This is a genomic window from Bacillus sp. NPDC093026, from assembly GCF_044754665.1.
GTDB lineage: Bacteria > Bacillota > Bacilli > Bacillales > Bacillaceae > Bacillus > Bacillus maqinnsis.
On record NZ_JBIVPN010000004.1, the window covers coordinates 107,470 to 122,870 of the forward strand.

At 39.6% G+C, this 15,401-nt stretch carries 13 protein-coding genes; 6 read left to right on the forward strand and 7 right to left on the reverse strand.

Going from position 1 to position 15,401, the window contains the following annotated elements; translation table 11 throughout:
• Positions 1 to 399: 399 nt before the first annotated feature.
• The 4 genes from mbcS to ACIQCE_RS11340 all read right to left on the reverse strand — a co-directional run bounded on the left by mbcS (position 400) and on the right by ACIQCE_RS11340 (position 4,861).
• The gene (gene mbcS, locus ACIQCE_RS11325) at positions 400 to 1,977 is read right to left on the reverse strand and encodes an acyl-CoA synthetase MbcS (protein ID WP_400495088.1); all 1,578 of its coding nucleotides are present in this window, start codon (positions 1,975 to 1,977) and stop codon (positions 400 to 402) included.
• A gap of 225 nt (positions 1,978 to 2,202) precedes the next feature.
• The gene (locus ACIQCE_RS11330; RefSeq protein ID WP_353854936.1) at positions 2,203 to 2,415 is read right to left on the reverse strand and encodes an alpha/beta-type small acid-soluble spore protein; all 213 of its coding nucleotides are present in this window, start codon (positions 2,413 to 2,415) and stop codon (positions 2,203 to 2,205) included.
• 89 nt (positions 2,416 to 2,504) lie between these two features.
• A complete protein-coding gene (gene thiI / locus ACIQCE_RS11335) occupies positions 2,505 to 3,710 on the reverse strand; it encodes a tRNA uracil 4-sulfurtransferase ThiI (protein ID WP_400495089.1) in 1,206 nt (401 codons plus the stop codon).
• A 5-nt stretch (positions 3,711 to 3,715) separates the two neighbouring features.
• Positions 3,716 to 4,861 carry a cysteine desulfurase family protein gene (locus tag ACIQCE_RS11340; RefSeq protein ID WP_400495090.1) on the reverse strand — a complete coding sequence of 382 codons (1,146 nt, stop codon included), beginning with the start codon at positions 4,859 to 4,861 and terminating at the stop codon, positions 3,716 to 3,718.
• Positions 4,862 to 5,258: 397 nt separating this feature from the next.
• Between ACIQCE_RS11340 and brnQ the strand changes: the two genes are divergently transcribed.
• A complete protein-coding gene (gene brnQ / locus ACIQCE_RS11345) occupies positions 5,259 to 6,602 on the forward strand; it encodes a branched-chain amino acid transport system II carrier protein (RefSeq protein ID WP_400495091.1) in 1,344 nt (447 codons plus the stop codon).
• Positions 6,603 to 6,642: 40 nt separating this feature from the next.
• Here the strand turns inward: brnQ and ezrA are convergent, their stop codons facing one another.
• Positions 6,643 to 8,346 carry a septation ring formation regulator EzrA gene (ezrA, locus tag ACIQCE_RS11350; protein WP_400495092.1) on the reverse strand — a complete coding sequence of 568 codons (1,704 nt, stop codon included), beginning with the start codon at positions 8,344 to 8,346 and terminating at the stop codon, positions 6,643 to 6,645.
• A 338-nt stretch (positions 8,347 to 8,684) separates the two neighbouring features.
• Between ezrA and hisJ the strand changes: the two genes are divergently transcribed.
• The gene (hisJ, locus tag ACIQCE_RS11355; protein WP_400495093.1) at positions 8,685 to 9,500 is read left to right on the forward strand and encodes a histidinol-phosphatase HisJ; all 816 of its coding nucleotides are present in this window, start codon (positions 8,685 to 8,687) and stop codon (positions 9,498 to 9,500) included.
• On the opposite strand, the gene refZ is transcribed toward hisJ, so the two are convergent.
• Positions 9,470 to 10,135: a forespore capture DNA-binding protein RefZ gene (gene refZ / locus ACIQCE_RS11360; protein WP_400495094.1), complete on the reverse strand. Its 666-nt coding sequence runs from the start codon at positions 10,133 to 10,135 to the stop codon at positions 9,470 to 9,472. The two genes, hisJ and refZ, sit on opposite strands and share 31 nt — an antisense overlap.
• Before the next feature lie 130 nt (positions 10,136 to 10,265).
• Between refZ and ACIQCE_RS11365 the strand changes: the two genes are divergently transcribed.
• The 4 genes from ACIQCE_RS11365 to ACIQCE_RS11380 all read left to right on the forward strand — a co-directional run bounded on the left by ACIQCE_RS11365 (position 10,266) and on the right by ACIQCE_RS11380 (position 14,035).
• A complete protein-coding gene (locus ACIQCE_RS11365; RefSeq protein WP_400495095.1) occupies positions 10,266 to 10,763 on the forward strand; it encodes a GAF domain-containing protein in 498 nt (165 codons plus the stop codon).
• A 269-nt stretch (positions 10,764 to 11,032) separates the two neighbouring features.
• Entirely contained in the window at positions 11,033 to 11,635 is a 603-nt protein-coding gene (rpsD, locus tag ACIQCE_RS11370) for a 30S ribosomal protein S4 (protein WP_353854928.1), read from the forward strand.
• 482 nt (positions 11,636 to 12,117) lie between these two features.
• Positions 12,118 to 13,743, forward strand: coding sequence for a T7SS effector LXG polymorphic toxin (locus ACIQCE_RS11375; protein ID WP_400495097.1), 1,626 nt, complete (start codon positions 12,118 to 12,120; stop codon positions 13,741 to 13,743).
• A gap of 10 nt (positions 13,744 to 13,753) precedes the next feature.
• Entirely contained in the window at positions 13,754 to 14,035 is a 282-nt protein-coding gene (locus tag ACIQCE_RS11380) for a hypothetical protein (protein WP_400495098.1), read from the forward strand.
• A 520-nt stretch (positions 14,036 to 14,555) separates the two neighbouring features.
• Here ACIQCE_RS11380 and ACIQCE_RS11385 read toward each other — a convergent pair.
• Positions 14,556 to 15,401 (reverse strand): BclA C-terminal domain-containing protein (locus ACIQCE_RS11385; RefSeq protein ID WP_483861789.1); only part of this gene is annotated, 846 nt, incomplete at its 5' end.

Sequence of the window (15,401 nt, forward strand, 5' to 3'; positions counted from 1 at the left end):
AATTAGAAGGAAAGTGACTTAGAATACATGATGTCCATTTGAAAATGCGATATATGCGCTTCCGCTTCACGTCTTGTTTACCTTTTGACTACATTACATTGATCTTAAAACAATTAGCTGCCAATGAATCACTCACACCTCATGAAATTGCGAATTGCCAGAAGGGAAGCTCAAAAAATGCTTCTCCTATTTTTCATGTAACTTTCTTTCCCAAAAAATATCAAAAGTAGCATATACCCTCACTTAATTGTCTCTTCACCCTCTCATTGAATACTTGATCGGTCACTTCGATAAAAAATATTTGTTGTATCTGGAACATCCATCTTAAGATACGACACAATAAAAAAAGCGTTGGATGTCTTCCATCCAAACGCTTCTTTTCGTTTCCAGTATGATTGATTATGCTTTTCGCGCAAGTTCTCTTTCTCTAAGCTCCACACGTCGAATTTTCGCTGACGGTGTTTTAGGGAGTTCATCAATGAACTCGATTTCTCTCGGGTATTTATATGGTGCGGTGGTATTTTTCACATGTGTTTGCAGCTCTCTGATGAGCTCGTCACTTTGTGCAGATGCGTCACGAAGTACGATATAAGCTTTAACGATCGATCCTCTAATTTCGTCAGGGCTTGCGACGACGGCACATTCTTTGACTGCTGGGTGCTTGATGAGTGCATCTTCTACTTCAAATGGTCCAATGGTATAACCTGAGCTGATAATGATGTCATCACTGCGGCTTTCAAACCAGAAATAACCGTCTTCGTCTTTTTTTGCCCGGTCACCAGTGATAAAATAATCTCCGCGGCGCTGCATTTTTGTACGCTCTTCATCTTTGTAATATTCCTTAAATAGTGCCGGCGTTTCAAGATGAACAGCAATGTCACCAATTTCTCCTGGTGCACATACATTGCCTTCCTCATCAATGATATCCACTTCATTACCTGGTGTTGGTTTCCCCATACTGCCCGGCTTGACGTCCATTCCTTTTAACACGCCCACAAGCAATGTACTTTCGGTCTGACCGTAGCCATCTCGTACATCTACATTAAAATACTTTTTGAATGTATCAATGACTTCACGATTGAGAGGTTCTCCTGCAGACACTGCACTGTGGAGCTTTGGCAATTGATATTGATCCAAGTTATCTACTTTGGCCATAAAGCGATATTCTGTTGGTGTACAGCACAGAACGTTGATTTCATTTTTTTCAAGCAGCTCTAAATACGTGTTCGGATGAAATGTCCCTCCGTATACAAAGCCTTCTGCTCCACTGCCTAGGACAGATAAGAGAGGACTCCACACCCATTTCTGCCATCCTGGTCCTGCTGTTGCCCATACTTTATCTCCTTCATGAATGGAGAGCCATGCTTTGGCCGCCGTACGTAAATGGGCATAAGCCCAGCCATGAGTATGAACAACCCCTTTTGGGTTTCCTGTTGTGCCTGATGTATAGGATAGAAATGCCATGTCTGATCGGTCTGTTTGTGCCATTTGAAGCTCACTTGGTTTATTGTTCTTTTGTTCTACAATATTTGTCCAACCTTGATCATTTTTGCCAATTGAGAATGTTTTAAAATCTTTCGGGTCATTCGTTCCCTCAAACGATTGTATGAATGAAGCGTAAACGATGGCTCCCTTTGCCTCTGCATGTGAAATTCGGTAATCTAAATCTTTTGCACGAAGCATTTCTGAACAAGGAATGACCACCATGCCTGTTTTTAAAATAGCTAAATAAATGCTGTATGCTTCTAACATGCGCGGCACCATCACAATGATTTTATCGCCTTTTTTAAACCCTGCATCTAATAAAACATGACCTATTTTATTGGCCTCTTCTACTAAAGCTGCATATGTCAAATGCGCTTCATGACCATTTCCATCTTGCCAATGCAGGGCCATCTTCCCGCGGTCTTGACTGAAAGCTTCAATCTCACTTACTAAGTTATATTGTGCTGGTGCAATTAAGTCTTCTCTTTTCATGGTACCGCTCCTTTTAGCCTCTTTCTTTGAAACCTTTTATGTTTCGATTTACCTATTTTAACACTCATAACTGAAAAATGCTTAGATTAGGACCTACTCCTAGTATTATGCCATAATTTTTTTGATTCGTCTCCATTTTTATAAATATTCTAACAATTCATATGTACAAAAAGAAAAGAGCGGGAATAATCCCGCTCATAAGCCATAGCTTTTTCATTGTGTGTCTTAGAAAGATCCGCCACCCATATGTTGTTGAGCGTAAGATACAAGACGCTTAGTGATTTCTCCACCAACTGATCCGTTAGCGCGAGCTGTTGTTTCTGGTCCAAGGTTTACACCGAATTCAGAAGCGATTTCATACTTCATTTGGTCGATTGCTTGAGCAGCGCCTGGTACTAGTAATTGGTTAGAACTGCTTTGTCTGTTTTGTTGAGCCATGTGTTCTCACCTCCTTGTGAATATAGATTGTGTAGAAACACATGACTTCATGCGATTGATTTGATGGTAATTATTATGAAATTTTCTTTTTAAAATAAATCAGCAAATTGATCCGCCGTTTTCTTTTCATTTGTGACAACGATTGTTTCCATTTGCTCACATGCTTCGTCAAGCAGCGGCTCGAAATCAGCAAAGCTTTCGTACCTTTCTACTTTCTCAAGCTTTGGTTTTGTTTTTGGGGAAGGTGGTGTAAAGATCGTACAGCAATCCTCAAAAGGCTGAATGCTTGTATCATATGTGCCAATTCGTCTCGCCTCTTCGATAATGTCATTTTTATCAACTGCAATGAGTGGACGAATGATTGGTGTGTTTGTGACATGATTAATTGCATACATGCTTTCGAGTGTTTGACTTGCTACTTGGCCTAGACTTTCCCCAGTAATAATTGCAAGTGCATCACGCTTTGCTCTTATTTTATCGGCAATCTTCAGCATCATTCGTCTCGTCGAGGTCATCGTATAGTTTTCTGGCACTTGTTTGTGAATCAGCTCTTGGATTTTTGTGAACGGAACAATGTGAAGCTTGACTTCACCTCCATATGAGGCAAGGTCGGTTGCAAGATCAATCACCTTCTGCTTTGCACGTTCACTTGTATACGGCGGACTAAAAAAATGAAGCGCTTCAATTTGAATGCCGCGTTTCATGGCATGATAGCCTGCTACTGGGCTGTCAAAGCCGCCTGACAGCATAAGTATCGCTCTTCCGCTTGAACCTACTGGCAATCCGCCTGCTCCTTTTACATCTTTAAAAGTAATATAAGTGGCGTGCTCTCTGATTTCAATTCGCAAATGGACATCCGGCTGTTTTACATTGACAGTCAAGTTTTCTGTATTTCGCAACACATGTCCGCCAATTTCACGGTTCATTTCATTTGAATCAAGCTCAAATTGTTTGTATGACCTTTTTGTGGTGACTTTAAATGTATTGCCTTTTTCATACACTTCTTGTACAGCAGTTAGTGCCGCCTGCTTGATCGCATCAAGATTTGTTTCACATTTAACAGCAAGACTAAAGCTTTGAATGCCGAACACACCTTTTAGACAATCTGAAATGGGCGCTGGATCTTCACCATTTAGCATGATCGTGATGCGGTCTCTGTCAGAAGCATACTTTAATGCTTCAAAGTCTTTCAGGACGAATCGAATATGCTGTCTCAGTTTTTCAATGAATTTTTTTCTATTTTTCCCTTTTGTAGAGATTTCACCAAAACGGACTAAAATGTGATCATACTTCATGTTGATTATCTCATTCCTTTTAATTTTTTCACACTTTGTGTGATGGATGTGATGACATGTGAAACGAGCTCAGGACCTTGTCCATATGTTAAACTGATTCTCATACTGCTTTTAGCTACTTCTTCTGATTTCCCCATGGCTAACAGTACACGACTTGGTTCCTTTTTCTTTGCTGAACATGCGGATGTTGTGGAAACGAAAATGCCTTCTTCTTCAAGCATATGGAGAAGGACTTCTATTTGAATACCTGGCACAGAAAAATTCACAATGTGCGGAGCACTTTGCATATTCGGTGTGTTGATAACGACACCATCTATTTCAGCAAGCTGGTCAAGCAACTTTGTTTTGAGCAACAGCATTTCATTGCGGTGCTTCTCCAGTTTTTCAAATGATTGTTTCACTGCTTTTACTAAGCTGACGGCTCCGGCAGGATTTTCTGTACCTGAACGTATACCAAACTCCTGCTCTCCTCCTGTGAATAGAGGCGTAAGCACAGTGCCTTTCTTAAAAAAGAGAGCACCTGTCCCTTTCAACCCGTGAATTTTGTGGCCTGACATTGTCAAAAGGTCGATATCGATTTGTTGTTTATTCAGTTCTACCTTCCCCATCCCTTGCACACCATCCACATGAAAAAGTGCGTTTTTTGCATACTCACGTATGATTTTGCCAGCCTCTTCAATTGGCTGAATGGCACCCGTTTCATTGTTCACATGCATGATACTCACGAGCACCGTATCAGGACGAAGAACTTCTTTCAATGAAGTCAAATCTAAATGTCCATGATTATTTACATGAATATAGGAGATGTCAAAGCCAAATAACGCTTTAAGCTGTTTGAATGATTCAATGACAGAGGGATGCTCAATTGTTGATGTCACAATGTGTTTGCCTCGATTCATTTTGGCGAGAGCAGCACCTTTAATAGCAATGTTATTCGCTTCTGTTGCACCAGAAGTAAAAATGATCTCGTGTTGTTTCAAGCCTACATATTGAAGCATTTGCTTTCGTGTCTCACTTAGTAATCGATTTGCATCAATTCCAAGTTGATGAAGGGAAGACGGGTTTCCAAAAAACCGTTCACTTACTTGTTGATATACATGTAAAACCTCTGGGTAAGGTTTTGTTGTTGCACTATTGTCAAGATAAATCATATCGGAACTCCTTATAGAAAAGCTTTTTTAAAAAAGTTTATCTATATGTTAACATATTGCAAATAGACCGAGAATTCATCTGATAAATGGCAGGTTGACAACTTTCCATTTTCACTATATCATGCATAGTGCCATTGTCATATCGCCATCTAAAATGTCAGAATATTTTAATATGATAAAAAACAGGAAGCGAATTATTTCCCCGCCAAACAGCTCGCTTCTTACGAATATTTATTATTTTTCTTCAAATACTGAAATAGAAAAATTCATGACTTTTGTATGAAAACACATGTTGACATCAGACGTACATCCTTTATAATTAGTGAATGTTGATTAAGAACGATTTTTAGCAACTAATTAACAGAATATTTCAACATAACAATGGAGGCTTTATTCAATGAAGGCAACTTTGTCGACGAAAGATACGGTTATTATAGGTTTTATGCTATTTGCTTTATTCTTCGGCGCCGGTAATATGATTTATCCACCAGAGCTCGGCCAATATGCTGGGCAAAATGTGTGGAAAGCAATGGGCGGATTTTTATTAACAGGTGTTGGTTTACCACTTCTTGGCATTATCGCAATCGCATTAACAGGTCGTGATGCAAAAGGGCTTGCTGATAAAGCACACCCGACATTCGGCACAGTGTTTACAGTCATTTTATACTTATCTATTGGACCTCTTTTTGCCATTCCTCGAACAGGAACGGTATCATATGAGATTGGAGCATTACCATTTTTAGCTGGTGTACCAGCTTGGCTGTCGCTTCTTTTATTCACACTTGTATTCTTTGGTATTACGTATTATCTTGCTTTAAATCCAACAAAGGTTGTCGACCGTGTAGGGAAAATTCTTACACCGATTAAATTTATGATTATCTTTGTTATCATTGTGAAAGCCATTTTAACGCCAATGGGAATCATTGGCACACCAGACGCCTCATATAGCAATGGTTCATTTTTCAAAGGATTTCTAGAAGGATATAAAACAATGGATGCTCTTGCTTCTATTGTGTTTGGTGTTGTCATCATCAATGCCATTAAAGGACGCGGTGTGACAAGTAAAAAGGCTCTCGCTTCTGCTTGTATCAAAGCTGGGCTTATTGCTGCGTGCGGATTAACATTTGTATATCTGTCACTAGCTTATTTAGGCGCTTCTAGTACACATGCGATTGGATTCATTGGAGACGGAAGCAAAATTTTGGCTCAGTCCTCTCAATTTCTATTCGGCAGTCTAGGAAATATTGTATTAGGTGCCGCTATTACTGTGGCTTGTTTAACAACTAGTATTGGTCTTGTCACATCATGCGGAGAGTATTTCTCAAAGTTATTACCTAAACTTTCTTATAAAATGGTCATAACACTTGTGACATTATTCAGTTTTATCATTTCAAACTTTGGACTTGCTCATATTATCGCTTTCTCTGTGCCAGTTCTAACGGCTATTTACCCGCTAGCCATTGTGATCATTGTCCTGTCACTGGCAGATAAATGGGTTGGTCATAGAAGACCTGTTTATGTTATATCTTTAATTTTAACTGGCTGTGTGAGCTTATTTGACGGCTTAGCGGCTGCCAGCATCCCAATTGGTCCAGTAAAAGACGTCTTTATGACATTATTACCTTTATATGATCTTGGCATTGGCTGGATTGTTCCTGCTTTACTCGGAATTGTTGTTGGATTCATTATTTCTCTTTTCACTTCTTCTGCTCCAGAGCAGCGTCAAGAACAAGCATCATAACATTTAAAAGCTGAAGTCCGGTAAATGGACTTCAGCTTTTTTATTGATGCTGATATTCTTTTTTCTGTTGAGCCAGTAGCTTCTCAACTGCTCCAGGTGATGCTTTTTCAACCGCTGCTACTGCCACATCAAATGAACCTGTATAATCGTATGCATAAAATCTTCGTTCTGCTTCTTTTAACTGCTCTGATAAAATATGATTTTGACTTCTGAAACGATTGCCATATTGAATAATACGTTCAATTTGATCAACTTTATTCAGCATGTCTTGTGTATCGTTATAGACACTTCTCACTGTTTCAGACGCTTCTTTTAATTGCTGATTGACTGCTGTCATATTAAGCGGCAGGTTCTCAAGCTGTTCATGGGCTTGCTGAATCATGTCCTGCGCCTTTTGGGCTCGATCCTTTATGTCAGCAGGTATGCCTGGAATGTTACTTTTTTGCAACTGACGCACCGTATCCGTCAGTATCGTTTTGAGTTCAGCAAGCGTTTCTCTTGCTTGCAGTTCTTCTTTTCGTAATGATTGAAGATGTTCTTTAAATGCTTCATGCAATTCCTTTGCTTCATCGATAAAAGTCGCAAGCTGGTCTATTTCGTCCATTAATAACGAATACGCCACATGATCACGATCAAGCTTCTCGCGAATTTGCTTCATGAGCTTTTCAATTTCTTCTAATCGTTTATCAAACGCTTTCTGCTGATCAAGCTCTCCTGCCGTCAGCTTATAGCTTTCTTTCACAAGGGCTGTCTCTGCCTTTGTTTGCACATGATCTTGTTCGAGCTTTTCGAACGCTTCAGTGAGTTCCGGCATCTTGCTTTTGATTTCATGACCTGCCTCTACTTCAGCTTCTAGTTGATCATATAGCGTCTGAATCGCCTCATCAATCATTTGCAGAATACTTGATGCCTCTTCTAGATTAAGCTCATCAATGAGAAGCTTTTCCGCACGGCTGAGCTGTTTATTTAATTTCTCTAGCTCTTTTGTGATTTGGATGTGCTCAAGCTTGTAGCCTTTTTCTGTCATTTCTTTGTAACCGTCTTTCAGCTTTGTTAGCTGTCCTGGTACTGTTTGTTTACAATCAGCAATGAGTTTCGGTACATCATTTATATACAATTGGAGCTGATCGAGTCTGCGGTCTTGCTCAAGAAGAATTTTCCTTGCCTTCATGTAGTTTCCGTTTTCTGTTTCTTCTTCATACTGCTTCATCCCTTCCCAAGCCTCATCTAAATCCTGCTCCATCTTGTCATAAAGGGTTCCATATAGGTGGCTATACGCAAGTAGATTTTTACGAACTGTTTGATATTGCTCTTTGACCTTTTCAATGTCCTTGCGGTTTTGCTCCTCGCTTGTGACAAGATCTGCAATCTCTTTTAAAATGTCTTCAATGTTCGAATCAGCAGCAGTTAGCAAGTCCTGAATGTGCGTAAGGACTTGCTTGGCTTTGGAGAATCGATATTTATCAGAATACTCTTCTGCATCATATAATAGCTCCTCTACCTTTGGAAGATGCGAGGTGACGATATCGTCCCACTCTGAGCGCCACCTTTCAAAAAATTGCTCTGTTTCTCCGGTCATTTTGAGATGTTTGATTTTTGAAATTTCTTCTACAATTGATCTGTTTAAAATTTCAATCTTCCATGCTTCCAATCGGTCAATTTCTTTATATATATTTTTTCGCAAAAAATAACCGACTGAAAACAAAGCAAGCAAAATGACAATTAAACCGATGATTAACTCCATAATGAGCCCCCTTGTTGTGATCTAAGTGATGTCAGGGTAAAAGTGTCCCAAGTAAGACCTGAGAACCCTTTCGTGTATGCTTTGCATTTGTTTTTTATTCGCAATATCACATATTTTTCATTAACATCCATTCACGGTTTTATGTATGTTTTTTCAAGAAAGTAATTCAGCTTTCAATCATTTGATCACACCTCTAGATGTGAACTGCTTTATGTGTACGGTAGCTGTCGTTTTCATTGTTATTATGATACCATGTAACCAGCATTTTTGGTCATGATTTTTCATTATTTTCGCTGATAAACATCACGTTTTTCAAAATATCGACAAGAGGTGACGACATGCTGAAACAAGATGCACATATTCATACACCGTTTTGCCCACACGGCTCGCTCGATTCCTTTCATTCTTATATTGAAAAAGCCATTAAAAAGGGATTTGATTCCATAACCTTTACTGAGCATGCACCTCTGCCCCCTTCCTTTCGAGACCCAACGCCTGATCAGGACAGTGCTATGAAGCTTACAGACCTTGAAGATTATTTGACAATGCTGGATCAACTAAAAAAAGAGTATAAAGGGCAATTAATAGTAAAAACTGGGCTTGAGGTTGACTATATCAAAGAGTATCAAGAGGAAACAAGTGCCTTTTTAGACTGCTACGGACCTGAATTAGATGATGGTATTTTATCTGTTCACTTTCTTCCTGCTGGTGATCATTATATTTGTCTTGATTTTGATGAACATGCCTTCCAGGAGCTAATCCGTATCTATGGCAGTATAGAACGGGTGTATCAAAGCTACTATGAGCAAGTTCATTCTTCTATTCTATCATCATTGGGTGACTATAAGCCAAAGAGAATCGGTCATATCACCCTTGTACGTAAATTCAATCAGCTTTTTCCATATAATATGTCTTCTGAACTCTGCCAAATGGTCGCCCTTTGTATTGAAGAAACGGCAAAAAAAGGGATGTCCTTAGATTTTAATACATCAGGACTTCGTAAAACATATGCCAGAAGTATCTATTTAGACAATTGGATGATTGAACTTGCGAAAAAGAAAAAAATCCCGCTCATATTCGGGTCTGATGCCCATCAAGCGGAAGATGTTGGTTATGCCTATGATCAATTCGAAGACATCATGAGATTCATGTGAGCATCCAATCTCGCTTCCTTAGGTTCTAGCAAATGATCAAGCAAGCGGCTCAGCTCCTTGAAGTACATTTGATAAAAGTAAGGCTCGCTTGGATTAAGATAAAGCACTTCTGTTAAGTATTGCGGCTGCAAATACGGCATCATCAGCAGTGATTTTAACTGAATCATAAACGATGGTAGTGAGAGCTGCTTACAAATGACATGGGTGCTTTTCCCTTTTTCTATAATGAGTTGAAACAAATATTTCTCCTTTGTCAAATAGGTCGACATAATTTCTCTGATTAATGTGGAATCAATTGTGACCTCTCGATAAACGAAACGGGTTAATTGACGATGCTCGTGCTGATAAGATAAAATATCAAAAACCACACCAAGTAAACAATCTTTTGCGTGACGAGTCTCCATTTGATGGATATGTTTTTCAATCATATGAATATAGCCTTCATAAAAATCGGACACGAGCTGCTCAAGCAGCCCTCCTTTCCCTTGAAAGTAATAAGATATGTGGGCAACGTTGACGTTTGCTTTCTTCGCAATCTCACGGACAGAGGTTCCAGAAAATCCTTTTTGGTTAAACAGTCTGATGGCAGCATCAATTATACGATCTTTTGTCTGCACGGCTGTTGATGGTTTCATCCGCTCCTCACCCCTCTTCATATGTACATACTTCAAGATTGAAGGCGGAAGTTCCTTTTACATTTGCTCGACAAATCCCACATGCGAGACGCAAGTTATGTATTTTTAAGATAGAAAGTAGGAGATTTTCATGTTTCATGTCGAAAAACAGTCTGGTAATCAGTTGAAAGATTATCAAATGCTTGTGAAACAAGTAGAAGCGATTACGGCTGGTGAACCAGATTTGATTGCCAATTTAGCGAATGCTGCTAGCCTTTTATATCATTCTTTATCTGACGTAAACTGGGCAGGATTTTATTTGGCGAGAAACGGAGAACTAGTTCTTGGTCCATTTCATGGTCTGCCTGCATGTGTTCGCATCCCTTCTGGAAAAGGGGTATGTGGAACAGCTTTTGCAACAGGTGATGTTCAGCGCATAGCGGATGTTCATTCATTCCCAGGACACATTGCTTGTGATGCTGCTTCGCAATCAGAGATCGTCATCCCGCTGAAAGTGAATGATGAAATCATTGGGGTGCTCGACATTGACAGCCCTGTCAAAGATCGTTTTGATGAAATAGATGAAACGTACTTAATTGAATTTACAGAGGTCTTGCAAAAAGCTCTGTCTGCCTCCGCAGATGCATAGTTGATGAAAAAGCAGGCAAATTGTCTGCTTTTTTCTTTATCTCTAAATAGGTTGACTTCTTATATTCAGCATCATATAATAGAGTTTGTGTGAAATATGGCAGCCTTTTTGTTCGGCTTTTTTGTATCATTTTGTTCCTTCTATTTGGAGGTGCATCTTGTAACTCCCTGCTGCTGGAGCGAGGATGCATGAAAACATAATGACAAAAAAGAGGAAGAACAGACGGTTTTTATTTTTCACAAATAAAAACAATAAGGAGGAGTCACATTATGGCTCGCTATACAGGTCCAAGTTGGAAAATTTCCCGCCGTTTAGGCATTTCATTAAGCGGAACAGGTAAGGAACTTGAAAAACGTCCTTACGCTCCAGGACAACATGGTCCAGGACAACGCAAAAAACTATCTGAATACGGTTTACAATTGCAAGAGAAGCAAAAACTTCGTCACATGTACGGTGTAAACGAACGTCAATTCCGTACACTATTTGACAAAGCTGCTAAACTTCCTGGTAAACAAGGTGAAAATTTCATGATCCTTCTTGAAACTCGTCTTGACAACCTAGTATACCGTCTCGGTCTTGCACGTACTCGTCGCCAAGCTCGTCAGCTAGTCAACCATGGTCACATCCTTGTTGATGGAAGCCGTGTAGATATCCCATCTTTCTCTGTAAAACCAGGTCAAACGATTTCTCTTCGTGAAAAATCTAAAAACCTAGCAGTTGTGAAAGAATCAGTTGAAGTAAACAACTTTGTTCCTGAATACCTTTCTTTCGATGCTGAAAAGCTTGAAGGTACTTTCACTCGTCTTCCAGAGCGTTCTGAGTTGGCTCCTGAAATCAGCGAACAACTGATTGTTGAATTCTACTCTCGTTAATTTCATTGCTCTACAAAGAGCATAGACATGAACCCTAGAAATGTTGGTTTATCAACGTTTCTAGGGTTTTTTGTTTATTCTCTGCGGGGGAGGAATTTTTACGAAAAGTGCACTGACGTATTCCTCTTTTTTTCATTTTGACTTGCTTTTGTTGGTGACCCGCATTAAAGCATTTTAAGTTAAAATAATATTACAAACAACAAATTAACAAATAGGATTCGGGTGACATAAACGCCGTGTAAAAAGGAACAATCGGAAAACGTATTTTGTAATGTGCAGGGCAAAGCATCCGGTAAGTTACTTAGAAATTCAAACAAAAATGCCCTTATCTCTTCTAAGGATCAGCTCTGTTACGGAAAATATCTAGTATTAATTGTCTATGTAAATCGTTTCATTTTAAAGGAATGTAAGTATTTATTTCCCACCCATTCTCCGTATAATGGTAAAATCTCTATTGATCGCAACCATTAAAGGAGAATGCCATGAAAACTTTAGATGTTCAGGCGTTGCACAATGCCATTGATCAAACGCTGGAACAATTAAATCAACAATCACAAAACATCAAATCCCTTGAAATACAAATCAATCAAATCATCTCACTAGATGGCGCACTAAAGGGCAAGACTGGAGAAGCCATTCGAGCGTTTTATGCAGAGTGTCATATCCCCTTTTTGCAATTCTTTCAGGTCGTCATTGAAGAATACACCAGTGCGCTAAAAAAGACAAAGCAGGCTCTCCATGCACTTGAATCAAACCCGAATGGCTTTATCTCTCAATCATTCATTGAACACGAGCTTGACCAAGGGTTAAAAAAAGCCGAACGGACCGTTTCTGATATCGTATCAGATGTAAATCAAGCCCTCGGCAAGGTCAGCCATATTGTTCATTTGCCTCATGTAGACGAATCTGCTTTTCAACAAAGCTACCAAAAAGCATGGCTTGAGACCTCAAGAACCATTGGACTGCTTCATGCATTTGACAGGGAACAAACGAGTGCTTTACATGAAACAGAAAGCACCCTTCACACAATGAATCAATACATAGACACCCTAAGCACCATGTTCACTGGTCCAAAAATTGAGATCACCAGCTATCAAAAAGGCTCTATTTTCAAAGATGGAAAAGCAGAAAAAGTGAGCAGTACGATCAGCAAATTGAATGAAAAAATAGACAATCCTGACGAGACCCCAATGATGATCATGCTGAGGAAGCTGAGTGAGAAAGAACGGGCGAATGTGGATACGGTTATGAAGGAAAACCCACCTACTAAAATCAATCAAAACGTAGTGATCATCAATGGGAAAGTGTATGATACAAGTGAGTACAAACATATCGACTTCGCAAATGCCAAAACGATAGAGGTCATACGAGACGGAATGCTGTATCGCTTACGAATATCGGAGCAAAACAAAGTAACGATTGAGAGCGTTAAACCGATTTCTGATGTAAAAACAGGCGATCAACCCCAAAACGTATTAAATACAGCGGTAGAATTTACAGGAATAAACGATGCAATTCGAGTCATTACAGGGAGAAATCCTGTAACAGGTAATAAAGTCACTGACACGGACCGCCTCGTATCAAGCTTGTACATGATACCAGGAGCTCAAATCGTTAAAGCTGGAAAATACGTGTTTAAAATAATGAAAGGGGAGAAAGTAGCTAAGGCTAAGATTTACACTCCCGAAATTATACGCAAAAATCTCAATGATGATATTTTAGATGTTATGGAAAAAAACGAAGGTCATTTAATTAAAAAACATCTTGGAAAATCAAATGAAGATTTAATCAAACGGGCTAATAAAGAAGGTGTTAATTCTACAACTTTCAGCAACAAAAAAACAGCAATAAAAGCAGCACAACAAGGTATAAGAAAACACGCTCAAGAAATTTCTGAATGGCTCAATAATCCGAATTCAAGCCCTAGGTTATTAATTAATACAAAGCACGATTTTGATATCGGTAAGGGCGTTTCAACAAAGAATCATGGAACCTCCTCCTCAAAACAAGTAACATATGGATTAAAGAACTCTAGAATTATTCTTAAAAAAGATAGTTCCATGGAGAATGGATATAAAATTGTAACAGGTTTTCCTGTTGTAAAGTAAGGTGATAAAAATGAATGAAGAATTCACATTAGATAAATTTAAATATTTTTTAGAATGCTATTTTAATCTTAGTATGGATTACTCTGATATTACAACTTTAGCAGAGGAATACAGAAAAGATGAGAGTGATTTAAATATAAAAAAGTTCCTTTATGAACTTCATGAGATAAAAAATAAAGATCAATGGAATGCAGCCAATATTGTCATAAGAGAACATGGGATGAGAAATCTAAATCAAGAGCAAATAAAACAAATGGTTGATTCGTTAATCAACGTTTTAAACAGAAGTTGATAAGGATTTGGAGATTTTTTCGCCTTTGTCTTCGGCCCGTAATAGCCATCAATGCCGTTATTATTAGCGACCTTGTCAGATATAAAAAAAGAGCAGATGGATATTTTTGTAATTTTCTTACTCCTGTCCCCCCTTTGTAACAAGATTGGTTACTTTTAAAATGATTGATGGCCTCTGAATTCATACTTTTTTAAGTGGACCATGTCGAAGGTATTTTATAGTGTCTCATAAATTTAGGTTAGTCTAGACCTTAATTAAGGAGGCAAAAACAAAACAATAACAGGTTAAGGCGAATAATTTTTGTGAGCAGACTTTATAAATAAAATCCGACTGATTAAGTATAGAAACTCCTGACGCTCTTTTCGCTTGAAACTAACAGAACTGGCAAGCTAGACACAGAAAAAATCGATCCAGTTTATGTACACTTATAAAAACAAGTGAAAACCCCACTTTCATTTCAAGCAAAAGTGGGGTTTTTGTGTATGACTGAGAGGCTCTAAAAGCCTCTCTAAACATATATTTAGTCTAGTTTTTTAATGACTATCGAAGCGTTTACGTTTGTTTGTGTCCCTCCTGCTAGAGTCTGAAGAGTAACTGCCGCTGCAGAAGTATGATTTACAAGAGTAAGAGTGTCACCTGCTGCTAAAGCAATTATTGCCTGACCAGTATTTTGTTGAGTACCAGCTCCTGAACCATAAACTGTGTTCGTCACAGGAGCTCCATTTACAAATAAGCTGAATTGGCTTGGCTCTACACCAGAGGCTGAAAAAGTCACCTCATAATTTCCTGGAGTGGTTACTATAATTTGGGCTGTTCCAGGAGTATGTGTAATGCCAGGTGTAATAATTCCAGTTGAGTCAAAAATCACTGGTGCCTCCAAAGCTACTGTTTGAGCACTTAGATTGTATACATATGCAAATTCAGCTAATCCTGCACCGGTGGCTCCTGTAGCTCCGGTGGCTCCCGTAGCTCCTGTGGCTCCGGTGGCTCCCGTGGCTCCGGTATCACCTGTGGCTCCGGTTGGACCTGTTGGACCGGTGGCTCCCGTAGCTCCTGTAGCTCCTGTGGCTCCCGTGGCTCCCGTAGCTCCGGTGGCTCCCGTAGCTCCTGTTACTCCTGTGGCTCCAGTGTCACCTGTGGCTCCGGTGGCTCCCGTAGCTCCGGTGGCTCCGGTGGCTCCAGTGTCACCTGTGGCTCCGGTTGGACCTGTTGGACCTGTTGGACCTGTTGCTCCCGTAGCTCCGGTGGCTCCTGTTGCTCCGGTGGCTCCGGTGGCTCCTGTTGCTCCGGTGGCTCCGGTTGGACCTGTTGGACCTGTTGCTCCCGTAGCTCCGGTGGCTCCGGTGGCTCCAGTGTCACCTGTGGC